This is a genomic window from Gemmatimonadota bacterium, assembly GCA_026387915.1.
Lineage (GTDB): Bacteria > Gemmatimonadota > Gemmatimonadetes > Gemmatimonadales > Gemmatimonadaceae > Fen-1231.
The window spans coordinates 53,641-78,411 of the sequence record JAPLKS010000022.1 but is presented as its reverse complement, the minus strand read 5'-3'; the positions used below and the strand labels follow the sequence as shown (position 1 = coordinate 78,411).

The 24,771-nt window shown below is 62.6% G+C and carries 23 protein-coding genes; 8 read left to right on the top strand and 15 right to left on the bottom strand.

Annotated elements, in window-relative coordinates; translation table 11 throughout:
- Nucleotides 1-18: 18 nt before the first annotated feature.
- From NTZ43_14320 to NTZ43_14310, 3 genes are read right to left on the bottom strand one after another with little or no spacing between them, the layout of a single operon-like run.
- A complete protein-coding gene (locus tag NTZ43_14320) occupies nt 19-1,611 on the bottom strand; it encodes a class I adenylate-forming enzyme family protein (GenBank protein ID MCX5768390.1) in 1,593 nt (530 codons plus the stop codon).
- On the bottom strand, nt 1,604-2,929 hold the full coding sequence (locus NTZ43_14315; protein MCX5768389.1) for an MFS transporter: 1,326 nt from the start codon (nt 2,927-2,929) through the stop codon (nt 1,604-1,606). The genes NTZ43_14320 and NTZ43_14315 overlap by 8 nt, the downstream gene beginning before the upstream one ends.
- Nucleotides 2,930-2,936: 7 nt before the next feature.
- Entirely contained in the window at nt 2,937-3,428 is a 492-nt protein-coding gene (locus NTZ43_14310) for a MaoC family dehydratase (GenBank protein MCX5768388.1), read from the bottom strand.
- Nucleotides 3,429-3,567: 139 nt separating this feature from the next.
- On the opposite strand from NTZ43_14310, the gene NTZ43_14305 reads away from it, so the two are divergent.
- The gene (locus NTZ43_14305; GenBank protein ID MCX5768387.1) at nt 3,568-4,305 is read left to right on the top strand and encodes a TetR/AcrR family transcriptional regulator; all 738 of its coding nucleotides are present in this window, start codon (nt 3,568-3,570) and stop codon (nt 4,303-4,305) included.
- Nucleotides 4,306-4,324: 19 nt separating this feature from the next.
- Nucleotides 4,325-6,211 (top strand): CocE/NonD family hydrolase, encoded by a 1,887-nt coding sequence (locus NTZ43_14300; GenBank protein ID MCX5768386.1) that lies wholly within the window; start codon nt 4,325-4,327, stop codon nt 6,209-6,211.
- Between the two features lie 33 nt (nt 6,212-6,244).
- On the opposite strand, the gene NTZ43_14295 is transcribed toward NTZ43_14300, so the two are convergent.
- Nucleotides 6,245-6,619, bottom strand: coding sequence for a hypothetical protein (locus tag NTZ43_14295; GenBank protein ID MCX5768385.1), 375 nt, complete (start codon nt 6,617-6,619; stop codon nt 6,245-6,247).
- 219 nt (nt 6,620-6,838) lie between these two features.
- Here NTZ43_14295 and NTZ43_14290 point away from each other — a divergent pair, with 219 nt between their 5' ends.
- Nucleotides 6,839-8,281 (top strand): serine hydrolase, encoded by a 1,443-nt coding sequence (locus tag NTZ43_14290; GenBank protein ID MCX5768384.1) that lies wholly within the window; start codon nt 6,839-6,841, stop codon nt 8,279-8,281.
- On the opposite strand, the gene NTZ43_14285 is transcribed toward NTZ43_14290, so the two are convergent.
- The 3 genes from NTZ43_14285 to NTZ43_14275 are packed head-to-tail and all read right to left on the bottom strand — an operon-like array spanning nt 8,275 to nt 10,184.
- Nucleotides 8,275-8,676, bottom strand: coding sequence for a hypothetical protein (locus tag NTZ43_14285; protein ID MCX5768383.1), 402 nt, complete (start codon nt 8,674-8,676; stop codon nt 8,275-8,277). The genes NTZ43_14290 and NTZ43_14285 overlap by 7 nt on opposite strands.
- Before the next feature lie 7 nt (nt 8,677-8,683).
- Nucleotides 8,684-8,965, bottom strand: a complete 282-nt coding sequence (locus NTZ43_14280) for a hypothetical protein (GenBank protein MCX5768382.1) — start codon at nt 8,963-8,965, stop codon at nt 8,684-8,686.
- A gap of 46 nt (nt 8,966-9,011) precedes the next feature.
- Nucleotides 9,012-10,184 (bottom strand): sialidase family protein, encoded by a 1,173-nt coding sequence (locus NTZ43_14275; GenBank protein ID MCX5768381.1) that lies wholly within the window; start codon nt 10,182-10,184, stop codon nt 9,012-9,014.
- A 183-nt stretch (nt 10,185-10,367) separates the two neighbouring features.
- Between NTZ43_14275 and NTZ43_14270 the strand changes: the two genes are divergently transcribed.
- Both NTZ43_14270 and NTZ43_14265 read left to right on the top strand, forming a co-directional pair.
- Nucleotides 10,368-10,955, top strand: coding sequence for a hypothetical protein (locus tag NTZ43_14270; GenBank protein MCX5768380.1), 588 nt, complete (start codon nt 10,368-10,370; stop codon nt 10,953-10,955).
- Nucleotides 10,948-11,730 carry a 1,4-dihydroxy-6-naphthoate synthase gene (locus tag NTZ43_14265; GenBank protein MCX5768379.1) on the top strand — a complete coding sequence of 261 codons (783 nt, stop codon included), beginning with the start codon at nt 10,948-10,950 and terminating at the stop codon, nt 11,728-11,730. Before NTZ43_14270 ends, NTZ43_14265 begins: the two co-directional genes overlap by 8 nt.
- A 52-nt stretch (nt 11,731-11,782) precedes the next feature.
- Here the strand turns inward: NTZ43_14265 and NTZ43_14260 are convergent, their stop codons facing one another.
- The 3 genes from NTZ43_14260 to NTZ43_14250 all read right to left on the bottom strand — a co-directional run bounded on the left by NTZ43_14260 (nt 11,783) and on the right by NTZ43_14250 (nt 13,448).
- Nucleotides 11,783-12,295: a hypothetical protein gene (locus NTZ43_14260; GenBank protein MCX5768378.1), complete on the bottom strand. Its 513-nt coding sequence runs from the start codon at nt 12,293-12,295 to the stop codon at nt 11,783-11,785.
- A 68-nt stretch (nt 12,296-12,363) separates the two neighbouring features.
- On the bottom strand, nt 12,364-12,906 hold the full coding sequence (locus NTZ43_14255; protein ID MCX5768377.1) for a VOC family protein: 543 nt from the start codon (nt 12,904-12,906) through the stop codon (nt 12,364-12,366).
- Nucleotides 12,907-13,034: 128 nt separating this feature from the next.
- On the bottom strand, nt 13,035-13,448 hold the full coding sequence (locus NTZ43_14250; protein ID MCX5768376.1) for a hypothetical protein: 414 nt from the start codon (nt 13,446-13,448) through the stop codon (nt 13,035-13,037).
- A gap of 196 nt (nt 13,449-13,644) precedes the next feature.
- On the opposite strand from NTZ43_14250, the gene NTZ43_14245 reads away from it, so the two are divergent.
- Both NTZ43_14245 and NTZ43_14240 read left to right on the top strand, forming a co-directional pair.
- A complete protein-coding gene (locus NTZ43_14245; GenBank protein MCX5768375.1) occupies nt 13,645-15,198 on the top strand; it encodes a serine hydrolase in 1,554 nt (517 codons plus the stop codon).
- Between the two features lie 59 nt (nt 15,199-15,257).
- Complete coding sequence (locus NTZ43_14240) at nt 15,258-16,199, top strand: alpha/beta hydrolase-fold protein (GenBank protein MCX5768374.1); 942 nt, start codon at nt 15,258-15,260, stop codon at nt 16,197-16,199.
- Between the two features lie 113 nt (nt 16,200-16,312).
- On the opposite strand, the gene NTZ43_14235 is transcribed toward NTZ43_14240, so the two are convergent.
- The gene (locus NTZ43_14235; GenBank protein MCX5768373.1) at nt 16,313-18,406 is read right to left on the bottom strand and encodes an acylase; all 2,094 of its coding nucleotides are present in this window, start codon (nt 18,404-18,406) and stop codon (nt 16,313-16,315) included.
- A gap of 17 nt (nt 18,407-18,423) precedes the next feature.
- Nucleotides 18,424-18,915, bottom strand: coding sequence for a nuclear transport factor 2 family protein (locus NTZ43_14230; protein MCX5768372.1), 492 nt, complete (start codon nt 18,913-18,915; stop codon nt 18,424-18,426).
- A gap of 230 nt (nt 18,916-19,145) precedes the next feature.
- Here NTZ43_14230 and NTZ43_14225 point away from each other — a divergent pair, with 230 nt between their 5' ends.
- On the top strand, nt 19,146-21,323 hold the full coding sequence (locus NTZ43_14225; GenBank protein ID MCX5768371.1) for a PQQ-dependent dehydrogenase, methanol/ethanol family: 2,178 nt from the start codon (nt 19,146-19,148) through the stop codon (nt 21,321-21,323).
- A 17-nt stretch (nt 21,324-21,340) separates the two neighbouring features.
- Here the strand turns inward: NTZ43_14225 and NTZ43_14220 are convergent, their stop codons facing one another.
- From NTZ43_14220 to NTZ43_14210, 3 genes are all read right to left on the bottom strand, one after another.
- Nucleotides 21,341-21,754, bottom strand: coding sequence for a DUF3830 family protein (locus NTZ43_14220; GenBank protein MCX5768370.1), 414 nt, complete (start codon nt 21,752-21,754; stop codon nt 21,341-21,343).
- 179 nt (nt 21,755-21,933) lie between these two features.
- Nucleotides 21,934-23,379 carry an NAD(P)/FAD-dependent oxidoreductase gene (locus tag NTZ43_14215; GenBank protein ID MCX5768369.1) on the bottom strand — a complete coding sequence of 482 codons (1,446 nt, stop codon included), beginning with the start codon at nt 23,377-23,379 and terminating at the stop codon, nt 21,934-21,936.
- Nucleotides 23,380-23,385: 6 nt separating this feature from the next.
- Nucleotides 23,386-24,708: a radical SAM protein gene (locus NTZ43_14210; GenBank protein ID MCX5768368.1), complete on the bottom strand. Its 1,323-nt coding sequence runs from the start codon at nt 24,706-24,708 to the stop codon at nt 23,386-23,388.
- Between the last annotated feature and the right edge of the window lie 63 nt (nt 24,709-24,771).

Here is a 24,771-nt window from a genome sequence, read left to right as displayed (position 1 = left end):
TGTCGATCAGTTTTTCTGCTACGCGGTGGCGTCCTGCTGCGCGCGCCGAGCTAACTCAACCTTGTCTACCTTGCCGATGGGCAAGAGCGGGAGTTCGCTGCAGAGCACGAATCGCTTTGGAATCTTATAGTTGGCGAGATGTTCGCGGCAGTGCTTCTCGAGTGCATCCGCGGTGAGCGCGCCTCGTCCAACCACGAAGGCGACGCCTACCTCCTGCCAGAGTGGGTCTGGGCAGCCGACCACGGCCGCCATCACGACGTCGGGGTGCGACTGGATGCAGTCCTCGACTTCGCGCGGATAGACGTTGTAGCCGCCGGACTTGTACATCTCCTTGATGCGGCCGACAATGCGATAACGACCGTCGGGACGCTGCACGGCGAGGTCGCCGGTGCGAAACCAGCCATCGGCGGTGAAGGCGGCCGCCGTTGCGTCGGGGCGCCGCCAGTAGCCGAGTGTGTTGTAGATGGAGTGTGTCTGCACTTCGCCGGGCGCGCCGTCCGCTACGGCTTTGCCATGTTCGTCGGCGAGTCGCAGTTGCACGCCTTCGAATGCGCTGCCTACGGAGTTGGCGAGCACATCTTCGTCTTCTGTGGGATAGACAATGGTGATGGCGCTCGTGGTTTCGGTCATGCCGTAGTTCGTGGCCATCAATGGCACGATCGTACGCAGGCGACGAATCACCTCCACGGGCATTGCCGCCCCTTCCCAAATAATGAGGCGCACCGCCGAGAGATCGTAGCTCGCAAAATCCGGGAGCTCGAGCTGCATTTGAAAGACCGTGGGCACGGAGGCCCACGCCGAGACGCGTTCGCGCACCATCAGGGCGAGCGCAGCGTCAGGAGTGAACTGCTCCATAAAGATGAGGCAGCCACCGGCGGCGAGGGTGGGCACAGACATATCAACGACGCACCCGACGTGATTGATCGGGAAGTAGTTCAGGAATCGTTGGTCGTTGATGGGCCAGGCGCGGTTCTGCCCATTGGAGAACTGCACAATGGAATCGTGGGCGAGCAGTGCTCCCTTGGGGCGTCCGGTGCTTCCCGAGGTATACACGAGCAGGCAGGCGTCGCGTCCGCCGCAGTCCGCACGCGCGGTGGCGAGGCGGTCGTCAGGCACTGTGCTGCCACGTGCGAGAAATGCCGCGATGGATTCTGTGCCAGCGGCTCCCGTGTCATCCAGCGCTACCACCTGTCGAACGGACGGCGCCGCTGCGCGCATCGCGGCAATCTCGGCGTCGTACTGCCGGTCGCCGAACGAGGTGCGCGCAAAGAGCACGCTTGGCTCGGCGTCAGCCACAACGTACGTGAGCTCGTCGGTGCGATACCGTGGGTTGAGCCCCATCCAGATCGCGCCAATGGATGCGCTCGCCAGAAAGGTGATGAGGTAATCGGGGTGCGGCGGAGCGAGTGTGGCGACGCGATCGCCCTTCTTTACGCCGACAGCAAGCAGGGCGCGCGCGACGGCGTCGACGCGCGCGGCGAGCGCTGCGTAGGTCAGTCGATCTGCCTCGTGCACCGATGCTTCCGCCTGCGGTGTTCGCTCGGCGTACCAGGTGACAAAGTCGCTGACGCGGTGCGCTACCGGTGTTGGGCGCAACACCATATCAGACATGATGCGCGTGCTCCGTGTGCTTCGCCCCGCGGCGTCGCAGCAGCATGACCATGGCCGGCGCCAAAAAGACGGCTGGCACCAGCGCCATCAATAATTGGAGCCCGTGGCGCGCCGCTTCGGTCTGCTGCGCCGCACCTGAAACGTAGCCTGTGAGTGCGAGTCCGCCGCCCGCGACGGCGGGGCCAATGGCGAGCGCGAGTTTCTCGCCCGCTGTCCAGACGCCGGTGTAGAGCCCTTCCTGTCGATCGCCGGCTGCCGCTTCAGCATGCGCAATGTGCGCGAGGAGAGTAAACGGCAACAATTGAATGCCGCCGAACGGAGCACCGAGCACAAACATCGCTGCCACCACGGCGCCGAACGAAAGTCCGCTCGGCATTACAGCGAATACAGCCGCCACGACCGCGTACGCGGCAAAGGCTCCGGTAAGCGCGTGCCATCCGCCCCAGCGCTTCATGGCTTTGGTCCAGAGCGGGATGGAGAGAATGGTGCCAATGAGCAGGGCAAACAGTGCGGTGCCGGTATCGGCTTCGCGCCGTGCGAGCACATGGGTCACGTAGTAGGGCACCATCGCGGTGAAAACGGCCGTGCCACTCATCGCGAGCAAGTAGGCAATCCAGAGCCGTACGTAGTCAGCGTTGGCTGCCACGCGACGGAGTCCGGCGCGCAGGTCTGCGGCAGGGCGCGAATGACCACGGTCGTTGGTGTGATACCGACGTACGGTGAAGTACGTGATAAGCATTGCTGTGGCGCAGAAGGCCGCGATGATCAACGCCATCACGCTGTAGCCACCGCGTCCACCGCCGGCGGCGGAGACGAGCATCGGCGCCACGCCGGCGCCGACCAGCACGCCCACCATAGCCGTGGTCATGCGCCACGCCATCAACTGTTCGCGTTCGGCCGCGATGTCCGTGATCTCAGCCGGCACGGCCACATATGGCACGGCGAACACCGAGTACGATGACGCCATGACGAAATAGACGAGCATGACGTATCCGCCCGCGGCCATCGTCGAGGTGCCCGGCGCATTGAAGAGCAGGGCGAAGGTGAGCGAGATGCCAACTGTACCTGCCAGAATGAAGGGCGCGCGCCGGCCGCGGGGCGACCGACTGCGATCACTCCAGGCGCCGACGAGCGGATCCCACACAATGGCCCACGCCTTGGGGATGAACACAATCGTGGCGGCGAAGGCCGGCGGGATGTGCAACACCTCCGTGCAGTAGAAGAGCAGCAGTACGGTGGGGACCGTGGAGTACACACCGGAGCCCAGCGAGCCGAGCGCGAAGCCGAGTATGGCGGGCTTGGGAAGTGGCTTTGCCATGGGTGGCTTACGCCGTTGCGGCGGGTACGGCAACGCTGAGCCATTCGGCGACGAGGGCGGGGCGGTCGTTCCCTTCGATTTCGACGGTCGCGGCAAACTTGACGATGTTGCGATTCCCGGCGTCGGCCCGCAGTTCGACCACCCGGAAATGGCCGCGAATGCGTGTGCCTACCAGCACGGGCGTAATGAAGCGTACGCGGTCGAAACCGTAGTTCAGATAGTAGCCTTGCGTGGGATCGTAGTGGCTCGAGTCGGTGCCCATCGCGTTGTGCATCATGTGCGTGAGCAGCGACAGCGTGAGGAAGCCGAAGGCGATGGTGTTGCCGAACGGCCCTTTGGCGGCCCACGCAGGGTCGACGTGCATGGGATCGCGGTCCTGGGTGACATCACCGAAGCTGCTAATCATGGCTTGCGTGACGGTCACCCAAGCGGAGGTGCCGAGGTCGCGGCCCGCTTCGAAGGACTGAATGGAGCGCGGGGCGGGCGTTTCGGGCGGCATAAGCAGTGGCCTCAGCGGGGCGGTAGGTCGTGACGGCGGAATCCGCGGGAGCGGCGTCTCTGAGAAAACTGACACCAATGTCAGTTTTCCGCAAACGAGGGGTGGCAGAGTGACGGGCGGCGGCGTTATCGTGCGTGTTATGACGCTTTCGTACGCGACGATCCTTCGTCGCCAGCAGCGGGCGGCGGGCGCCGATAAGCGCAAAGGTGAACGGACGCGCGACCGCCTGACGTTGGCGGCTGTGCAGGCGCTTGAGGCGCGCGGGTATCTGCGCCTGCGCGTGCGTGACATTTGTGAACGGGCGCAGACCTCACCGGCCACGTTTTATCAGTATTTCCGCAACACCGAGCACATTACCATCGAAGTGCTCACGGGGTTTCTGCAGTCCACTTTTCATACGGGCCGCACCGCCGCGCCGCCCCGTCCGCTCTTTGAGGCGCTCTACGCGGCCAATCTTGCGTGGGTCTCCTCGGCGCGCGCCAATGCGGGGCTCATGCGTTGCCTGCTGCAGCTTGGCGATCAGGTGCCGGAGTTCATGGCGCTCCACGAACGGCTGAGCCATGAATGGTTCTTGCATGTGACGCAGAATCTGCGTCGGCGGTTTCCGGCGTCGGGCACCGACGAAGCGACGCTCCTGCTCGCGGTGCACGCGCTCGGAGCGATGATGGATGAGATGGTGCGCAAGTTGTTTGTGGCGCGCGTGAAGCAGTTACGTCCCCTGATTGCCGCGACCGCGCCGACGGACGAAGCGATCGCCGAGTTTTTGTCCACGCTGTGGTACCGCGCGCTCTTGGGGACGAACCCGCCGCGTGTGCGTCATCGTGCGAGTCGTGGTCTGCTCCGCTTTACCGGAGCGGCGACACGCCGTCCTGCCTGACCCACTCTCGGAGAGTCTCGTGTTGAAGCGAATCGCGCTGATCGGCATTGCGCTCGTGGTGCTTCTCAGTGGTGTCGTCACGGTGCTGGCGTACACGGCCAAGGACGTGGGCGATGCGCGGGTACCGGCGGGGATGAAGCGCAATGAGTCGCGGTATGTGACGATGCGCGACGGCACGCGGATCGCGGTCGACATTTGGTATCCCGCCTCACTCGCAGTGGGGCAGAAGGTTCCAACGTTGATTCAGTCCACGCGGTACGTGCGGGCAACGCTGCCGGGGATTCTCTCGCGCGCCTCGACGTCCATCGGTCAATACAGTTCGCTCCGGCCAAGTGTGGCGGCGATTCTCGACGCGGGATACGCGGTCGTACTGGTGGACGCGCGAGGGAGCGGAGCGTCGTCGGGGACGCGCACGAGCGAATGGTCGCCGGAGGAACTCGCGGACTACGGCGAGATCGTGGATCACATCGTGCGGCAGCCGTGGTCCAACGGGCGCGTAGGCGGCTGGGGTGTGTCGTACGCGGGGAATACCGCAGAGATGCTCGCCGCCACGGGCCGTTCGGCAGTGAAGGCGGTCGCACCGTTGTATGACGACTACGACCCGGCACTCGACCTCGCGATGCCCGGCGGCGTGCTGGCTGAGGCGTTCTTGCAAGAGTGGGGCGGTGCGAACAACGCACTCGATGCCAATAACTATTGCGCCGCTGACGGTGCCTCGGGTTTTGCCTGCTTTATGTTGCGGCTCTTCGTGAGCGGCATTAAGCCCGTCGACGGCGATGCCGACGGCCGTGAGCTCAAGGCTATTGTGGCCGCGCGCCACAATTACGACGTGCTCACCGAAATGCGAAAGCTCGTGAACCCGCGCGACAGCTTTCCGTCGTCGCACCGCACCTTTGGTGATGTGTCGCCCTACGGAATGCGTGGCGCGGTCGAGTCGTTGGCGACCCCGATGCTCGTGCGCGTCGGGTGGCTCGATGCTGGCACCGTCAATGTGGCGCTCAGTCGTTTCTTTTCGCTGAAGACGCCGCAACAGTTGGAGATTGGACCGTGGAGCCACGGCGGTGGTCATCACATTGATCCATTTCTGCCAGACACCACAGCAACGGTTCCGTCGTCGCGTGAGCAACAGCAACAGCTGCTCGCGTTTTTCGATGGATTTCTCAAAGGCACCGCGGTCACCCCGACACACGAGATTCGCTACTACACGATGAACGACGGACGCTGGCGCACCACCACGCAGTGGCCGCCGGCGGGGATTACTACCACGCGTTGGTATCTCGACTCGGCGCATACGTTGTCGCCACGCGCTCCCACCGTTGCTGACGCGAGCGACCGCTACACCGTGGACACCACTGCCACGACCGGGGATGCCACGCGCTGGCACACGCAACTCGGGGGTGGCGATGTGATTTATGACGATCGTGCGGAGTCTGACGCCAAACTGTTGACATACACCAGCGTTCCGCTTGCCAACGACGTGGAGATCACGGGTGTGCCGGTGGTCTGGCTGAAGGTGGCTTCAACGCACGATGACGGTGCGTTCTTTGCGTATCTGGAGGATGTGGCGCCGGACGGAAAGGTCACCTATCTCACCGAGGGGATGCTTCGAGCGCGGCATCGTCGAGTGTCGGCGGATGCGCCGCCGTACCGTCTCTTTGGCCCGTATCATCCGTACGACGCGGCAAGTGCGGCGCCGTTGGTACCGGGAACAGTGGCAGACATACCATTTGAGTTGTTTGCCACGTCGGTACGGCTCAAAGCGGGGCATCGTATTCGACTCGCGCTGAGCGGGGCAGACCGCCCAATGTTTGCGATGATTCCTGCGCACGCGGCCCCCACATGGACGGTGCAGCGCGGTGCGCGGGCGCTGTCATACATCGGCCTGCCAATGCAGGAGCTGCGCTAGCGCACGCCCTACGGAAAGCGCGCGTGAGTTTGGCTATGCGGTCGGTCTGAGACGCCAGAAGGCGTACGCGATAATGGCGGCGGGAATGGCGTTGAACCGTTCCGCCGAGCTAGGCGATATGGCATTCACGAGAACGCTGGCGAGACTCAGAAAGAAGAATGCGCGCGGTAACCATGCTGGCGAGATGCGATCGCCGCGGAAAAGTCTATGAAACGTTCGCAGTTGGTACGTCACAACGACCGTGATCACCACATAGGTGATGCGAACGGCCAGCGGAAAGCCAGAAAACTGTCCGCCTGCCGCTCGGCGGTACGCGTATGAAGCGTCGAGGACTACGCCGACCACCAGTGCGAGGTTCCACACGAAAGACGCTACGGTGGCGAGGTACAGAGTGCGACGCAGTTGCATATATGACAGACCCTCCAGTCACGCCGAGATGTATCACCGTCAGTAGGACGGTGTGAAGGTACGCGCTCTGACCCGCTACCGAAACATGGCCAACCGCTCGTCGGCAATGCTTAGCGCCTGCCGTACGGATATGGCGTTCGGCCCGGAGTGGCGCCATACTCTGTCACGTTCCGCCGTCCATCCCTGCATTTCCATTGACCGTTGCTTGAGGAGTTTGACGTGCGCCCAGCCTTCCATGAGTTCGTCGTGTGCGGCGTCATAGTCACTACGCTGCTCGTTCCCGCGCCGGCCGTTAGTCAGGCGACACTGCCTTCACGCTCCGCGGCTGCCATCGACACCTTGTTCTCGACGTATGCGCACTCTGGATCGCCAGGGTGCGGTGTGGCGGTCTATCAGAATGGCGCGATGACGTTTTCGCGCGGGTACGGGTTTGCCAACCTCACGTACGACGTGGCGATTACGCCGAGTACGCGATTCACGGTAGGGTCGGTGTCGAAGCAGTTCACGGCAGCGAGTATTGCACTGCTCGTGCAGGCGGGGCGCATTTCGCTCGAGGATGATGTACGCAAATACATTCCTGAGTTTCCAGAGTACACGCCGGCGGTGAAGGTTCGCCATTTGGTGCATCACACGAGTGGGCTTCGCGATTTTTGGGAATTGGTCAGTTTGGCGGGAATGCGGAATGATGACGGTTACGGTGTGGACGACATGTTCGCGCTGGCCGCGCGCCAGAAGGGGCTCAACTTTGTGCCTGGCAGTGAATATCGGTACAGCAACACGGGCTATCTCACGTTGGGCGTATTGGTGCAGCGTGTGACAGGGCAGTCACTGCGCCGCTTTGCCGACTCGGCGTTCTTTCGTCCGCTGGGTATGCGCGAGACGCTGTTTCTTGACGATCACAACGAGATCATTCCGCGCCGCGCCGCAGCGTATTCGCCGAATGGCGGTGGGTGGCGCGTGGATATCTGGAACAACGACCTTGTGGGGCAGGGCGGTATTGTGACCACGCTCGCCGACCTGCAGCGCTGGGACGAGAACTTCTATGATGCCAAGGTGGGTGGCCGCGCCTTTGTTGACCTGATGCAAACGACGGAGCCGCTCACGAGCGGTACGGCCAATGATTATGCCTTTGGCCTCACGGTCGAGAGCTATCGTGGCCTCAAGCTCGTGCAACACACCGGCGCCACGGGCGGGTATCGCGCGGCACTGTATCGATTTCCGGAGCAGCACACCAGCGTCGCCATGTTGTGTAACGCGAGTACGGCGAACACCGGTGCGCTTTCGCTGCGCATGGCCGACATCGTGTTGCGCGATGCGCTTGGCCCCGTGGCTGTGACGGCGCGCGGGGCAGGGGCGGGTGCCGCGAATGCAAGAACAGCCGGCGCGCCGCGCCCGGCGGAACAGGCGGCGATCGTCGGCCGATACACGAGCGTGGAGCTGAATGATGCCGTATGGGAGGTCGTGGCGGACGGGGCATCCTTGCAGATCCGCCGGCCTCGCAATCGTCCGACGACGCTACCGGCTACCGACGTAGCGTATCGGTATACGGATGGCGCGGGGTTGCTGGTGCAGTTTGACGCCCCCGTGCGCGGGAAGTCAGCGGGATTCCAGCTCGACGGCAACCGCGTGTCAAAAATCCGATTCGTGCGCGTGGTTCAATGATGCCCCGTACGCGTGACCTTGCACCGAATGGGAAGGGCAAAGCTCGCAACGCGTAGGACGCCGACCGTGCCATTCAGGTCGATGCTCAGGAGCGCGTCGGTGGGATTAGTACCGGCGCCTTCCCAACGCATGGCGTGCGCGGAGACGTGCAGGTGTGAGCCCGAGGTCGTGCTCACTGGCTTGCCGACCCAGCAGCCGGAGTACGCGCAAATTCGAAGCTGACGCGCGGTGTAGCCTATTTGCATTGGTGTGAACTGGTCCGCGACTCGGCAGCTCTCATCGGTGCAGCTGATTTCTGCCTCATTGTGGCAGTCTAGTTCAACTGATGCGAACATGCCGGGCAGCAGCGTCGCAGAGAGCACAAACACGCTGAGCGATCGGAGTGCGGGGCGCACGGCTGCGTTACACCGGCTGCCGAAGAAAGCGCTCCGCCACTTGTTCGAGTCGGTCATCGCGTGTCGCGCGGGCTTCCTCAAGGATGCGCTCGACGTGCGGGCGCAAACGCGATTCCCCCCAGCGCAGCCCAGTGGCTTCCTCCGCTGCGAGCACTTCACTGACCCGCGCGCCATCGAGCAGGGCGCGCGCGGCGGCCGCGTCATAGCCCGGGTCATCGCGGGGCGGGAGGCGGTGATTGAGTTGCGGGCGGAGATCCGGGGGATCGTCGCGGAGGAAGGCGCGTGACAAGGAGTGAAATGTAGCAAGTCAGGTCGTGTCACGCCTCTTCTGACCGCTACGGGGTGGGGCAAGACCGCGGGAGCGGTTGGTGTACGAAGGTGATGGTGGCGTAGTCGCCTCGTTCGTAGAGGACGCCGAGTGCGCCGTCCCTGAGGATCGCGATGGTTGAGTAGGCTGCGGGGCCAGCGTCCACGACGGTCCGCACCGGCCAAGTGGAGCCATCATCACACGACAGCTTCAGCACCAGATTACGTCGTTCGCTGGGATGCTCGGTGTTGCTAAACAGCAGCCAGTGGCTCTCCCGCGCGGTCGGCGCTCCGTCCGGGGCGTAGCGGATGATGGCGCCGTTGTTTGCCGGATCGGTCAGCTGTGGTTCATCGCGCCAGCCACTCCACGATTCGCCGCCGTCGTTGGACCAAGCGATTTTGCGCACGGGCTTGGCGCGGCTGTTGAGCATCAGACGGCCGTCGGCGAGTTCGACGGCTTTGTTTTCATCTGCGCCCGGGCCGATGGGAGTGCCCATTCGCCAGCTGTCACCGTGATCGTCGCTGAAAGCGCTGGCGGCCCAGACGGCACCGTTGATGCGAATGACGTACTGCTGCACGAGTCGGCCAGCGTGTGCACCGCGCTTCAGTTGAATGCCCGCGCCAGATGAAGCGAAGAGGCCGCCCCATGCCGGCCGCTTGATCTGATTGGTAATGCGACGGTGGCGCCACGTCAGACCGTCGTCATCGGAGAACGAAACGTCGGCCTGCAAGATGTTTGGATTGGCTTCGTCGTTGCCGGTGTGGGAGCCGAAGAAGCCTTGGAGCACACCGGCCGCGTGAAAGAGGAAAATGCGTTTCGTACTGTCATCAACAAGTAGTGACGGATCGCCGTAGCCGTTTGGTGCCGTGTCGCGCCGCACAATGATGGGCACACCCCACGTCCGGCCGTTGTCGGTGGAGCGGCGCAGTACGAGTGAGATGTTGCTTGGCAGGTCGTTGAGTGTGGGGCGTGCGTCGTAGGCCGCGAGCACCGTGCCTGCCGTGGTCACAATCAAGGCGGGAATGCGATAGTGCGGAGCGCCCTCGCCACTCACGGCGAGATCGGTGCGGAACGGCTCCACCGCCGTTGCCGCCGTTGCCGCCGTTGCGGATGCTGCGGGCGCGCGCCAGGGAGCGCAGCCGAACATCAACGGCAGCATCGTGCCACCAAGCCATATCGGTACGGTACGGCTGATGCGCACGGCAATTCTCCGAGAAGAAATGATGGGCGATGGTGATGTCCGCTGTCGTCGGTGGTAACGATGCCGCCGCACGCGTGCTGGCGCCAGTTTCGCAGGCTGGGAACCGGTCTGCCTGGGTATGTCTCGCCAAGATGAAAAGGTCGCGATTGTGAGCGAGCGGCACCGTCTCTAGACTTCTTGCATATGGCCGAATCACCATCCGTTTTAGTCGTGTGCGCCACCGCGCGCGAATGTGCAACGCCGCAAGGTTGGCGCACGCTCTTGTGTGGGGTCGGGCCGGTGGAATCCGCCGCTGCGACCGCGGCGGAAATCGCACGGCTTCGGCCGTCTGCCATTCTGCACGTGGGAATCGCTGGCGCTCGGCGCGCGAGCGGCATTGCGCCCACCACGATGATTATTGGCACGGCGTCACATTACTGCGACCTCGGCGTGACCGCGGACTGGGCGCCGAACACCGTGGACACCGCGCCAGCGCTTATTGCCGCGGCGCAGCACGTCTTACCAGCCGCGCGTTCGCTCGTGATTGGAACGAGTGCCCGTATTGGCGGCGGCATCGGGTGCGACGTGGAGGCGATGGAGGGCTTTGGCGTGCTCCGCGCAGCACAGCATGCCGGAGTACCCGCCATTGAGGTGCGCGCCATCTCCAATGAAGTCGAAGAGTCTGACCGTGCGCGCTGGCACTTTGATGACGCGTTCGCGGCGATCACGCGTGCAACGCCGGCGCTCGTGGCAGCATTAATGCGCGCGGTGGCAGGTGGCGACCATGCGTGAGCTAACCTTTGGCTACTCGCCCTGCCCCAACGACACTTTTGCGTTTCACGCGTTGACGCACGGACTCATTGACCTGCCGTTCCGCGTGACGCCCGTACTCCTCGACATCGAGGAACTGAACCGGCGCGCACATGACGGCGCGTTCGCACTGACCAAGTTGAGCGTTGGCGCCTTTGCTGGTGTGGGGACGCGGTATCGCCTCCTCCGCAGCGGTGCCGCACTCGGCGAAGGCGTGGGGCCGCTGGTGGTCACGCGCACGCCGATGTCGCTGGCCGATGCGGTGCGCGGCCGCGTGGCGATTCCGGGGCGTGAGACGACCGCTTTTCGTTTGTTACAGCTCGCGGCGCCTACGCTCGGCGAAGTCGTTGAACTGCGCTATGACCGCATCCTCAAGGCGGTGGCCGACGGTGACGTCAACGCAGGGCTCATCATTCACGAGAGCCGGTTTACGTACGCCGAACACGGATTGTCAAAGGCTGTGGACTTGGGTGATTGGTGGAAGCAGGAGACGGGGTTGCCCGTGCCACTCGCGGGCATTTGCGCGCGATCCGATCTCGACGATGAGACGGTTGCCGCCGTTGAGCGCGCGATTCGGGCGTCGGTGCAGTATGCGTTCGATCATCCCGAGGCGAGCCGCGACTATGTGCGGGCGCACGCGCAGGAAATGAGCGATGCGGTGTGCGCGCAGCACATCGCGCTCTACGTGAATGCGTTCAGTCTCGATGTGGGAGATGACGGGCTGCGCGCGATCGAGCGGTTGGTGACGAAGCGCTAACCGCGATTCGTCACCAACTGACCACTCACACCACGCGCCCGCCCGTCTCGCCTTACGGGATGTAACGGGCGATAGCCATCGCCATCGCGGTGGCGATCAAGAGGAGGGCACTCGCCCGCGCTCCCACCGTGGCTCGGGCGCGCACGGCATTGAGTTGCGCCATCAACGGCCCGCGGTCGGCCTCCGGGGTTTGCGCGAGCTGCTGTTGCAGCAGCCCCATCTTGCCGATGGCCTGGTGATTGACGGTCATGAAGATGGTAAATGCCGTCAATGACGCGAGGGCGCCGAACAGGTACGTGCGACCTCCGTTGCTCATGAAATAGGCCGACGAAAATCCAGCGGATGCCAACCAGAGCATGCGCACGCCGACGAGCATCGTGATGGTTGCGATGCTGGGAATAATGACAAACAGTCGACGCTTGATGAGGGCGCCCATTACGGGCGCTCCGGCCGGGCCCGCCATCCCCATGGCGGGGAGAAGGAAGAAGCTGACGAACACGCCTGTGCCGGCCCACACCACGGCGCCGACAATATGGATGACGCGCAAGATCATGAGTTCGATCATCGTACGGATCTCCTGAGAAAGTGGGGGGTGCTTTCGGATTTCCTCAATCACTACAGACAGTGCGCGAACTAGCCTGGCAGGCGGTCGCGTTGGGCCATGAGGAGTTCGATCGCGTCGGCGAGATGCTCCTCGGTGATGTGATGATGTTCGCGTTCCACGCGAAGGCGTTGCGCCGTCATGAGCACATCTGCGGCGCGAAAGCCTTCGGGCGTCTCGAACTTGTAGCAGGCCAGTTCCACCTTGAGACCATTAGGATCGCGCAGGTAGATCGAGTCCATGAAGCCCCGATCGCGCTGAATGAACTCAATACCATGCTCGGTGAGCCGCGCGGGCGCCTGCAGGAACGTCGCGCGTGAAACGTTGAACGCGATGTGCTCCACGCACCCCACCTCGCGTGGCGCATGCCGGCGGGCATCCGGTGTGCTCTCGCTGGTAAAGACGGTGATCAATCGGCCGTCGCCGGGATCAAAGTACAGGTGATTCTCGTCGCCCTTGCCGAGGTTTGGCTGCTCGAGAATGAACGGCATGCCGAGCACGCCTTGCCAGAAATCGATGGCGCTCTGGCGCGTGGAACCGACGAGCGTGATGTGATGCACGCCCTGCACCTGCATTCGTTTTGGCACAATGCTCTCCGGGGGAAGAACGCGATCGTTACAATGATGGGTGAGGAAGCCGTGCGTGGCGCTGCGCCCGGTAAACGAGGCGTCGTGTGCTTGCCGGTTTCGAACAACAGCGGCGCTTAAGCTTTCGTTTCCGTGGAGCCGTTTGCTTCCCTCGGCCCGCTTGGCTCGAGGATACCGGTGTCCACGAGCACGCCCTCAATGGCATCAGGGATCATCCCAGGCCAGAGGATGAAGCCTTGCAACAATATCAACGGCCGTGGTTTACGTCCGGCCGCGGCATAACGACGGCGCGCCCACAGTTCGTACGCAAAGGCGATCACGCCACCCGCTGACGCAAAGACGCACCAGGTGCCAATCGCGATTTTCGCTGGGAGCACGATCAGCATCCAAATGCCCACTGCATAGGACGAGAGAATGCCCATCGTGCGAATGCCGCGAATCGCGGGATTGAAGACGATGCAGCAGCCGGTGAAGAGTGCCACGCCGAACAGCATCAGGGTCCACATCACGTCGAAGATCCAGATTGTCAAAAGCACTCCGGCGGTGTGGTTACTGGTCGCGGCGGCTGGAGCAATTGTGATGGTTGGAGCCGTTCTTCGCTAGTCTCTGTGGGGTGTACCCAGCAATCACGCGCCGCGCCGACAGGGCTAGCGTGTCGTGAGGGCGGGCGCCACAATTCCCAGCGTCCAACCCCCCAATAGTCATGTTCACTACAGGAGTTTGCGCATGCGCAGTACCCGCGTACTGTCCGTTGCTGTTGGATTGGTTGTTCAGGGCGCGCTATGGGTCTCGCCGATTTCGGCGCAGTCCAAGGCTGCCGCTCCCGACCTCAGAGGCGTAGACCAGGTCATCGAAACGATGATGGCCGACTTCCACGTGCCTGGGCTGGGCGTGGGCATTATCAAAGACGGCCAGATTGTGATGGCCAAGGGCTATGGCTTCCGCGATGTGGAGGCCGCGAAGCCGGTAACCTCGCGCACGCTCTTTGCCATTGGTTCCAACTCCAAGTCCTTCACCACGACGCTCCTCGCGATGCTGGTGGACGAAGGCAAGCTCGACTGGAATAAACCGGTGCGCACTTGGTTGCCGGATTTTGAGCTGTATGATGACTACGCGAGCCGCAACATGACGCCAATGGACTTGGTGTCGCACGTCTCCGGACTGCCGCGGCACGATGCGGTGTGGTACGGACGTGCCTTTACGCGCAATCAGATCTTTCAGCGGCTCAAGTATTTGGAGCCGAATACGTCATTCCGCAATGTGTGGCAGTACAACAACCTCATGTTCTTGAGTGCCGGCGTGCTCAGCGAACGCATTACCGGAAAAAGCTGGGAGGAGCAGGTGCGTGGGCGCCTCTTTGCGCCGCTTGGGATGACGCGCTCGACCACGTCGGTTTCCGAGATGACGAAGGCGGATGATTTCAGCTATCCCTACGACTATACCGACGGCAAAGTGGCGCGCATTCCATTCCGTCAGATTGACGCCGTTGGTCCGGCGGGATCGATCAATGCGAGCGTGGACGACATGCTCAAGTACGTATCCTTCCGGATGCACTTCGGCGCTTGGGAAGGGAAGCAACTCGTTTCGGCGAAGCAGGACTCGGTGATGCAGACGTCGCGCGCGGTGGTGCCCGGCGCATGGCTGTTTGCCGGTGTGCCGGAACTCGGGCCGGACACGTACGCGCTCGGACTCGGCGTGGTGGGCTACCGTGGCCACAAGGTGGTGATTCACGGCGGCGGTATTGATGGATTCATTTCGCAGATGGGGTGGCTGCCGAACGACAAGATTGGTTTTGTGATTCTCTCGAACACTGGAAACACTGATGGTGGCGGGAATCCACTGCCGAACGCGCTCGCGCTGTATCTGGTAGATCGGATGTTGGGTCTCCCCCCGCTCGACTGGACTGGGACGGCTCGCAAGCAGACGAAGATGGCCGACTCTGCGATGAAGGCCATGCGAGCGGCAGACATCAAGACACGCGTGGCTGGCACGACCCCGTCGCGCGCGTTGGCGGACTTTGCGGGTCGATATGAGCACCCCGGCTACGGCGTTCTGGAGATTCACGCTGGCGCGAAAGGGCTCGACATGGCGCTTGATGACATCAAAGTGCCGCTTGAGCATGTGCACTACGATGTGTTCGCGGTTGCACCGAAGGCTATGCTGAGCGGACGCGTCACCTTTGCGCTGGATGAAAAGGGAGGCGTCACGTCGGTGTCAGTTCCCATCGAGGCGAGTGTGAAGCCGATCGTCTTCACACGCATCAAGCCGGCGAAGCCGTAATGCTGGTGAAGCGGTTATCGCTGCGTCGTTCCCGTTCATTCCTCAAGCCCATTTTACGAATGCGTCTGTTTTATCGGGTCTCCGCACTCGCGGTGTTTGTACTCGCGACGACCGTCACGCCAGTAGCCGCGCAATCGCTGCAGTCGGTTCCCTATGTGGTGCCGGGCGTCTCAGCATTTGTCTTTGATTCGCCCTCCATGGGCGTGCGCTACGAGGTGTCGGTGTGGGTGCCGCCCACCTTCAAAGCCGAGGGCGGGAAGACGCTTCCGTTGTTAGTGGTGACGGACGGGAACGATGCATTCAACGCGACGCTCGACGCAGTGCGTTCGCTCCGAAATCAGGGCGCGATTGGCGACTTGATGATTGCCAGCATCGGGGCACCGCTCGCGTTGGGTGAGGAAGTATTTACGCGCCGTCGCGTCTACGAGTTTTCGCCGCCGGACTGGCAGATGAAGGATCCGTTCGGTGAGGTGGTGCAACAGACGTGCGAAAAAATGAAAGCGGCGTGGTCTGGTCCCTGCACGGGTGGCGCACAGAAGTTTCTGGCGGCGATCAATAACGAACTTGTTGCTGGGCTCCAAAAGCGTTTTCCGGTAGACACCACACAGCTCGGGCTGGTCGGCGTATCAGCCGGTGGCTTCTTTGCGTCGTATGTAATTTTTCAGCCGGGCTCGCGTTTTACCAAGTACATCATCTCGAGTCCGGCCATGGCGTACGGCGATGGCGAAATGGACCGGCAGGAAGCGCGATGGGCTGCCTCGCACAAAGATCTCAAAGTTGGGATCTACTTGGCGTCCGGGAGTCTTGAGATGAGCGATCCGTTTCTTGAGGGCGTTGGGCGCATTGTGAGTGGCCAGATGCGCTTGGCATCGGCGCTCACGTCGCGACATTACCCCGGGCTTCGCTTACAGAGCGACATCAACCCCGGCTTGGGGCACGGCGATTCATACGGAACGGCGGTGGTGCGAGGGCTCCGGTTCTTGTACAGCGTGGTGCCATAGGAAACTGAAGCGTCGCGTTGACGATCACACGCAGCGTGCGCAGCGTGCGCAGCGTGCGCAGCGTGTGATCGCAGCGGAGCCGGTCCCGACGGTGATTCGTTCTTGCGCTATCCCTAGCGGATCACGTCCTTTGACTCGAGGTGTTTGAGCACTTCTGCCCGCGTGCGCCACGCATCGCGCATTTGCTTGGCGGCAAAGAGTTCGAGTTGGTCGCCGCGGTGCGGTGAACTCGGTTGCGAAGCGTTGCCGTAGGCGGTGAGCACTTTCGCGCGGAGGGGTGTGCCGAATTCCACGGCCTGATAGTAGCTGTCCCCCGCGCTGAACACCGACTTGCCGTCTGGTTGCGGCGCGTAGTAACCGACGCGGAATACGCCAAACGGGTCACCCGCTGCGCCGTTGCCCGGAAGATCTTTGCCCGCGTAGCGCAAGCGGTTGACGTCGCCATATGCGACGTCGAGCGCATGGTGGTTCTTTTCGGTGAGGAGCGCGGCGGCGCTCAATGCTTTCACTGCGCGTGCGGGATCGGCGATGCCGGACGGCGTGGAAACCGCCGCCTCGAGTCGCCATGGGCGCGCGAATGCTTTTTCGCCCACCGGTCCGAGCCATTGCTGCACCCACGCGCTGAAGAGCACGGCGCCGCGACTGTCGGCGTTCGCGTTGCCGTCCCACGCCGCGAGCACAACGGCCGCCCGCTTGGCGTCGGCGTCGCCCGTGATGCGTACGGCGGCGAGGAGTTCCGGAAGCACACGGTCCGCCAGCAACATGTGCGTGGAGTGCTTGTACTGCACGAGCTCGTCAAAAGTGATACTGCTATCGGCCATCAGCATGGCCGCGGAACGCTGCGGGCGGAACGACATTTCACGCGGCGCCACGTAGGCGGCATAGGCATCCGGCTTGAACACGAGGGGCCAGGTCACCGTCCAGGGCGGATCGTTGGCGTTCTGCAGCCAGCCCGACGGCGGGTCCATCACGTGCGGAAGTTGATCGTAGGCGAGGGTCTCTTTCCAGATGAGCGCCGAGCTGTCGCCGCGTACGGGAGCGCGCCAGAAAGCGCCGTCACCGCGCACGCGCTTAGGGGTTTTTCCGCCAAAGAAATAGTAGATGTGACCATCGTGGCTGGCGGCCATGATATTGAAGAACGGCACATGCATGCCGCGCACGCCGGATTCAAACTCCTTCATGGAGGTTGCCGCGCCCATCTTCCACCATTGTTCGAGCATGTTCGGGTCGTCGAGGCCCGCAATGCGCACGGCGCGGAGTGTGCCGGTGCTGTCGTCGAATACTGGTCCGTGGACGGAGGTGCGGACGCGCATTGTCTCCGTGCGCAGGCCGGTGGCGCTTTTGATTTTGAGAATCTCGTTCCGCGTGGTGAAGGCCCGTTCAGCCCCGTCAAGCAAGTAGCCGTTGCCGCGCGGGGTCAGGGTATAGTCGTCCACGCCGTCCTGTGTGTTGACGGTATGCGACCAGCCCACGTTGTTGTTGAATCCGATGACTGGTACAGGAAAGCCGACGAGCGTGGTGCCGTAGAAATCACGACCGGGGGCGGTGATCTGCGATTCAAAGAACAGGTACAGATCACTCCATGGCAAATGCGGATTGCCCAGTAACATCGGGTGCCCCGACGCGGAGCGACCGGCACTGATGGCCCACATGTTCGAACCGGGCTTGGATGCATCGTTGAACTTGCTGGGCATCTGCACCTGTCCGAGTAACATGAACAAGTAGTAGATGACCCGTTCCGTATGCGCGACCACATCGGTGGCCGTCACCGGGAGCACCACCTTCACGCTGTCCGCGATCTTGTCGGGGTGCTGGGCGACGTAGGCGTTGATGCCCGCCGCGAACGCCGCGACGTTGGCGTGCAGGGCGGGCGACATTGTGCGATATGATTGCGCAGCGTGCTGCGTGATTCCCAGCGTGCGCACAAAGCGGTCGGTGGTGAGATGCGACTCGCCCCAGTATTCAGCGGCGCGCCCTCTCGCCTGACCGTACAGTTTCAAGATGAGGTCACCATGCGCTTGCATTTGCGCATAGCCAAAGGCTTTGAAGGCGCCGGCATCGGTGGCGGCGTAAATGTGTGGGACGCCCCAGGTATCCCAGAGAATTTCTGGAGCCAGTGCCCCCGGCGCTGTAGGCGCAGCCTGCGCGAATGCCGCGCGGGAGAAACTCGTCGCAAGCAGACAAGTGGCAATGAAAAGTTTTCGCATATCGAGATCCACGAAGGTTAGCGGCGATTGATCGCGGTGGCGTGGTAGCGTTCCATCTTCCAGGCGCCATCTACTCGGCGAAAGACGACCGACTCGATGAACCGGTGTGGCGCGTCGGGTTTTCCGACATTCGGCGTCCAGTCTTCCGTGTTGCGGAAGGTCGACCACGCGACGTCGCCACGCACCTGCGTGCGGAAGTCACTCAACGTGGCCCGCGCCCTGCCCACGGGAAATCCTTCTACGACCATCTTGGTGATCGCCGCTTTGTCGAACACGTTCGTATCTTCGACAATAAAGAACTCCGGCAGCATCGCCGCTTTCCACGCAACGGAGTCTTGGCGTTCGGCGGCATCGTACCAGCCGTGAAGCACCGCTTCCACCGCCTTAATGTCGCCTGCCTGCGCGGCCGCATCACCGCCGCCGGCTGGAGCTGCCGCTGGCTGACAGCCGGCGATTGTAACGGCTGCCACGACGATAAACCTGCGGAGCACGACACCGGGCTGATGCATAGCGCCTCATCTCGAATGGAAGTGAACGGCTGGAGGCGAATGTAGCTCCGCTGCGTCTCCGCCACGACCCCTCCAGCGGGAGTAACGGTTACCCGCGCGTATAGCGGTGGAGTTCAGATCGCGCCATTATTCCCACCGACTCTAAGTTGTAGCGGCCCCCCCCGGAGCCTGCTGTTCGGCGCCAGCTGCTGGCGGCCATGCTCATTCCTCACCCTCAAGGGGTTCCTTCCATGCGCGGACGCTCGTTCACGATGTTGCTCTTGGTGGCCTTGTCCGCGTGTGGCAAAGCGCCAGGCAATGTGACCCTCGACCGCTGGACGCATGGCGACGCCGAACCGGGGCAATGGCTGGGGCTCGGACGTACCTACAAGGCCGACCGTTTTTCGCCGCTCACACAGCTGAGCGCCGCAAACGCCACTAAACTCGGCTTTGCGTGGGAATATTCGGCGCCGTCGCATCGTGGCCGCGTGGATCACGGTCAGGAAGCAACGCCGATTGTCGTGGACGGCGTGCTCTATGTGTCTGGCCCCTGGGGAAGCGCCTTTGCGGTGGATGCCAAAACCGGTAAGGAAAAGTGGCGCTACGACCCCAAGGTGGACGGTAGCTATGGCCGTCGCGCCTGCTGCGATGTGGTGAGCCGCGGATTATCGGTGTGGGGTGGCCATGTGTATGTGGCAACGCTCGACGGCTGGCTGGTGTCGCTCGACGCCGCGACCGGAAAAGAAGTGTGGCGCGCGGACACGTTTATTGAGCGCGATTCGCGTTTCTATACGATCACCGGTCCGCCGATTGTGGCGAAGAACGTCGTAGTGGTGGGGAACAGCGGTGCGGAGTTCGGCGTGCGCGGCTATGTCACGGCGTATGACCTCAACACCGGCGAGAAAAAGTGGCGCTTCTTCACGGTGCCGGGCGATCCCGCCAAGGGACCGGACGAACATCCCGAAGTCACCACGGCTCGCAAGACGTGGGATCCCAAGTCTGATTGGGCGTCGGGGCTGGGCGGCACGGTCTGGGGCGAAATGAATTATGACCCCGAGTTGAACCTGCTTTACGTTGGCACCGGTAACAGTTCGCCGTATCCCATGGCATTCCGTAGCCCGAGCGGCGGCGACAATCTGTATCTCGATTGCATCCTCGCCATTAATCCCGATGATGGGCGCATGAAGTGGTTCTACCAAACCACGCCCGGCGAAGAGTGGGATTTCACCACCACGCAGAACATGATTCTTGCGGATCTCACGATCAAAGGAAAACCGCGCAAGGTGATCATGCAGGCGCCGAAGAACGGCTTTTACTTTGTGATTGATCGCGAGTCGGGGCAGTTCATTTCGGCGGAGCCCTTTGTGTACGTGAACTGGGCGAAGGGAGTGGATTCGACTGGGCGCCCGATTCCCACCGGCAAGGGGAACTACAATAAGGACCCGAAGGTGGTGTTCCCCACGCAGGCGGGCGCGCACAACTGGCAGCCGATGGCGTTCAATCCGCAGACCGGACTCGTCTACATTCCGGCGCGCGATCAAGGGATGATGATTTTCCGCCAAGACACGTATCGCTGGATGCCTGGCGACGCGAATGTGGGATCGGGCGCCATGTTTAATGATCTGCCGAACGAGTTCAAGGCGAACCACGGCATGCCTATTCCGGTTTCAAAAGAACAGGCGGCGGCGTTCTGGAAGGCCGTGGACGGGGAACCGTCTATGGCGGTGAAAGAGTTTCTGCTCGCGTGGGATCCGGTGGCGCAGAAGGAACGGTGGCGTGTGCCGATTGGGCTCACCGAGTTCATTGGCGGTGGCGTCCTCACGACGGCCGGAAATCTTGTGATTCAGGGCACCGGCGCTGGCAAATTAATTGTGTATCGCGCGGACAACGGCGAGAAACTGCACGAAATCGACGTGGGCACGGGCATCATGGCAGCGCCGGTGAGCTACGAGATTGATGGCGAGCAGTACGTCGCGGTGTTCGCAGGTTTCGGAGGTGCGGTCAACCCGGCGTTGTCGCCGTTGCTCGCTACAACGAAGTATCTGAACACGGGCCGCATTCTCGCGTTCAAGATTGGCGGTGGCGCCACGCCTCTGCCGCCGAAGCGTCCGGTCGTGGCGACGCCTGAAGCGCCGAAGCTGGCGTGGTACTCCGATACGGCGGCGACGCGCGGTGCTGGGTTGTTTGGCGCGCGCTGCGCCCGGTGCCATAGCGGCAAGGGAGAGCAGCAGCTCTCGTCATATCCCGACTTGCATCGTCTCCCCGCCGCAACCCACGCCGTGTTCGACTCCGTGGTACTCGGCGGCATGTACGCGGCGAACGGGATGGCGAGCTTCTCCGATCTGCTCACGCCAGCTGACGCAAAAGCGATTCAGGCGTATCTGATTCGTGAGCAACGCAAGTTGTTCGAGGCGGAGCACAAAAAATAGGCGTGACTCACGTGCGATCAGGCAAGCGAAAACTCGATATCCTGCGCTCCCTCCCATAACACGAGCTTTCCGAACGCCGCGAAGTGTTCAGTGCCTTCAATCACTGTGAGAAAGTGATTGCCGGCGAGCTGGCCAACTTTGCTGGCAAAACAGGAACTGCCGTAGGCAAAGAGAAACTCGGTCTCGCTGAACTTGCCTAGGTGCAGCAAGATATCGCCGCGCGACGGATGGCTCGTATGATTTTCGTATTCGAGTCCAAGGTCGAGATCGCCGAGTGGAATCCAAACGGCCTCGCCGCTCCAGCGGGAGTGGATGACTTTGTTGGTGTAGGGCAAGAGTTGTAGAAAACGGGCGCAGGTGCGCGGCGCGGCGATTTCTTCGAGCTGGCCAAAGAACTCGAAGGGGCCGGCTTTAATGCGAATGCGGGTCATGACGAGCTCGGGTGAGTGCGTGGACGGGATGTACGGCTCAGGAAGTATGAAGCGAAGCGCGGCGGATGCAACGGCGTATGCGCGCTGGTCGTTGTTTCGGTGATTGGCGTCGGGCGCGCCGCTCATCACCGTCAACGCCCCATTATATAGAAGGGGCGCGAATAACACCGTCCAGTAGGTTAGGTATGCGTCGAAGCAGGACGTATAGAACCGCTGACGTCTGTCAGAGGCTCGAGTACTCCGTGCCCCACGAGCCACCGCGCGACCGAGTGCCCCACGCTGGTCGGCATCGCACGCGACCACACCTGCGCGAGTTCCAGAGCAGTGAGCCCCGACGGCATTTCACGAAGAAGCGGGGCAAGCTCCTGACCGCCAACATACGCCACCGGCCCATCGAGCAACGGATGGCGGAGCGCGCGCTTGCGCTCAACGTACTGCTCGCCGAGGCAGGGCACGTCGTCCCACACGGTCATCGGCGACAATTGTAGCGGTACGTCGTCGGCAATTGGCGCGACGGCCGGCATCATACTCGGTGCCGCCGCCATGACGTCGGCGTTGCTAGCGCGGTCGTGCCAGAACGCGTCACTAAAACGCGCGGCCGCAGTGGCATAGTGACTACCGGCCCACAGTCGATGACGTACGGCGGACTCCTGAAGACTTTCGCGGTAGAACGTGAGGGCCGCATCTGTGGATTCAGGACGCCGCAACAACGTATTGACGACAATCGCACCAGCGAGCGCCGACTGAATGGCCTTCTGCACACCACTAGACGAGAGCGGATCAATGGCGAGCGCCGCATCACCCACTCGGATGTGATGCGCGCTGACGCAGTCGTCATCGACATACGGCGTGGCGTCGGCGGCGCGCGCGGGCGCACGGAGTATTGCGCCCCGCGTATCGCGCATCAGCAAAGACTCACCAAGTAGCGCGCGGAGGCGATTATCGAGCGGAACGCCGGGTTCCGCGCGGAATCGTTCGGCATCTACAAAAACCAGCGTATTGTAGCTCCCGTCGGGAATCGGAACGCCCCAATACCACTCACGTTCGCCGGCCTCAATGCGCGGCTGGTCCGGAAGTTTCGTGCCGGTCCAGTAGCCGTGAATTGCTATCGTGCGCGGCCCCATCGTGCGGCGCCGTCCACCAAATCGAGCGGAACGTCCGGTGCCGTCCGCAAGAAAACGAGCGTGAAGCTCCATCGACTCGGCCGGAACATCCACGTTGAGGCGCCAACCATTCGGCGTGCGCTCGTGTTCGCGAACCTGCGCCGGTTGCAGCACGCGCACCCCCACCGCGTGTGCACGCGCAAGTAAGGCAGCATCGAACGCGCCGCGCTCCACGAGCATGCCTTGCGCGCGCGGATCGTGACGGACCGCCTCCGTGCCCTCCCAGTTTGTACTCACGTTGCTGACGCGCGGAAAACCCACGGCTTCGATAATCGCGGCCGATCCCATCAACGCGAGCATCGGCATCACGCCGGGACTCAATGATTCCCCGACGTGCGACCGTGGAAAGCGCGCGCGCTCAATCAATACGACGTCGTAGCCGAGTTGCGCCATTCGCGTTGCAAAGACGCATCCTGCGGGTCCGGCGCCGACGACGACGATCTCCGTGGTGACGCGCGTCATTGCAGCCTACGCTACCTCGCGCGGAACACGTGGGTCGTATCCGAGTCCGTACGGCGTGAGCCGGAGATAGGCGCCGAGCGAGTAGTGTAGCCAGCCGCGAATGTAGTCGCAGGCCGGCCGGCCACGAGCGATGACTTCGTGGTGACAGCCGCCCCCGCAGAGATAGCGCGCCCAGCACTGCGTGCACGGCTCCTGCTGATGCACGTGCCGCTCCTTCAGCCACGTGGCGCGTCGAGCCGCATCTATTCCTTCTGCAAGCGTGCCCATCGCACCATCGGCGTCCCCAACAAATCGATGACAGGCTGCCAGTTCGCCTTCCGCGGACACGCCGAGGTAGCCAGCGCCAGCGCCGCAGGGATAGGGCCGATGCGTGCCGCGTTCGATTTCGCGCAGCGCGTTGAGCATGTTCGCGAACGGATACCGTTCGCCGGCCACGGTGCGGCGTTCAAATTCCCGGCCGCAATCGATCATCTCGCCGAGCATCACTTCAAGATCGTCGCGTTCCAATTCACCCTGGCCGGTGGGCGAGCGCAGGAGCGGGGAAAATCCCACCGTGTGAAAACCAGCGGCGACGAACTCATCGAGTGTCTGCCGCAACATCATGTTGCGCGGCGTGACCGTTACACGGGCGGTGACCTGCATCCGGCGCTGTTTCTCGAACATAGGCTCGAGGTTCGCCATAATGCGGTCGAAGCTTCCCTTACCACTTTTGTATGGACGTTGCGCGTCGTGTGCCTCGCGCGGTCCGTCGAGGCTGATGGTCACGGCAAAACCGAACTCTTCAAAGAAATCGGCGTCCGCCGCAGTGACCAGTGTTCCGTTGGTCGTAATGGAGAACCCGAGCGTCACGTTCCGTTCCGCCGCCAACATCGCCGCTCGGCGCGTCGTCTCCTGTAATAGCGCGCGATTGGCGAGCGGCTCACCACCCAAAAAGGCGAGATTCAGTCGCGCGCCTGGCTCCGCACCGCCCACCAACAGATTGACCGCCTGCTCGGCGGCTTCGCGTGCCATGTTTCGCGCGGTTCCACCGAACTCTCCCTGCTGTGCATAGCAGTAGGTACATCCCAGATTGCACTTCTGGGCGATGGCGAGCGAGAGGGCGTGCAGCGGTGGCGCCGTCAGCGGCTCGTCGTCAATGAACGGCGTGCCACGCAATCCCACGTCATCGAGCAGCGCATCGGCGTGACCCCTGTCGATGGCTGCCTCGAACTGCGCGAACAGGCTCGCGTCGGCATCAAAGAGTCGGCTTCCATCGGGAACGAAGAGATGGCGCCCCGCTTCGGAGCTGAGCAGATGCGCCGCGGGCGAACGAGGCGACGAGGCGTCCATGAAGGATCGTCCCTCGTGCCTCATCGCCTCAGTGCGTGCGGACGGCGCGTCAGGCCGTACGGG

Excerpts from the sequence above, each read along its gene's own strand:
- NTZ43_14320 (MCX5768390.1), bottom strand. The coding sequence starts at position 1,611 with ATGTCTGATATGGTGTTGCGCCCAACACCGGTAGCGCACCGCGTCAGC.
- NTZ43_14315 (MCX5768389.1), bottom strand. The coding sequence starts at position 2,929 with ATGGCAAAGCCACTTCCCAAGCCCGCCATACTCGGCTTCGCGCTCGGC.
- NTZ43_14310 (MCX5768388.1), bottom strand. The coding sequence starts at position 3,428 with ATGCCGCCCGAAACGCCCGCCCCGCGCTCCATTCAGTCCTTCGAAGCG.
- NTZ43_14305 (MCX5768387.1), top strand. The coding sequence starts at position 3,568 with ATGACGCTTTCGTACGCGACGATCCTTCGTCGCCAGCAGCGGGCGGCG.
- NTZ43_14295 (MCX5768385.1), bottom strand. The coding sequence starts at position 6,619 with ATGCAACTGCGTCGCACTCTGTACCTCGCCACCGTAGCGTCTTTCGTG.
- NTZ43_14270 (MCX5768380.1), top strand. The coding sequence starts at position 10,368 with ATGGCCGAATCACCATCCGTTTTAGTCGTGTGCGCCACCGCGCGCGAA.
- NTZ43_14265 (MCX5768379.1), top strand. The coding sequence starts at position 10,948 with ATGCGTGAGCTAACCTTTGGCTACTCGCCCTGCCCCAACGACACTTTT.
- NTZ43_14260 (MCX5768378.1), bottom strand. The coding sequence starts at position 12,295 with ATGATCGAACTCATGATCTTGCGCGTCATCCATATTGTCGGCGCCGTG.
- NTZ43_14255 (MCX5768377.1), bottom strand. The coding sequence starts at position 12,906 with ATGCAGGTGCAGGGCGTGCATCACATCACGCTCGTCGGTTCCACGCGC.
- NTZ43_14245 (MCX5768375.1), top strand. The coding sequence starts at position 13,645 with ATGCGCAGTACCCGCGTACTGTCCGTTGCTGTTGGATTGGTTGTTCAG.
- NTZ43_14240 (MCX5768374.1), top strand. The coding sequence starts at position 15,258 with ATGCGTCTGTTTTATCGGGTCTCCGCACTCGCGGTGTTTGTACTCGCG.
- NTZ43_14235 (MCX5768373.1), bottom strand. The coding sequence starts at position 18,406 with ATGCGAAAACTTTTCATTGCCACTTGTCTGCTTGCGACGAGTTTCTCC.
- NTZ43_14230 (MCX5768372.1), bottom strand. The coding sequence starts at position 18,915 with ATGCATCAGCCCGGTGTCGTGCTCCGCAGGTTTATCGTCGTGGCAGCC.
- NTZ43_14225 (MCX5768371.1), top strand. The coding sequence starts at position 19,146 with ATGCGCGGACGCTCGTTCACGATGTTGCTCTTGGTGGCCTTGTCCGCG.
- NTZ43_14220 (MCX5768370.1), bottom strand. The coding sequence starts at position 21,754 with ATGACCCGCATTCGCATTAAAGCCGGCCCCTTCGAGTTCTTTGGCCAG.
- NTZ43_14215 (MCX5768369.1), bottom strand. The coding sequence starts at position 23,379 with ATGACGCGCGTCACCACGGAGATCGTCGTCGTCGGCGCCGGACCCGCA.
- NTZ43_14210 (MCX5768368.1), bottom strand. The coding sequence starts at position 24,708 with ATGGACGCCTCGTCGCCTCGTTCGCCCGCGGCGCATCTGCTCAGCTCC.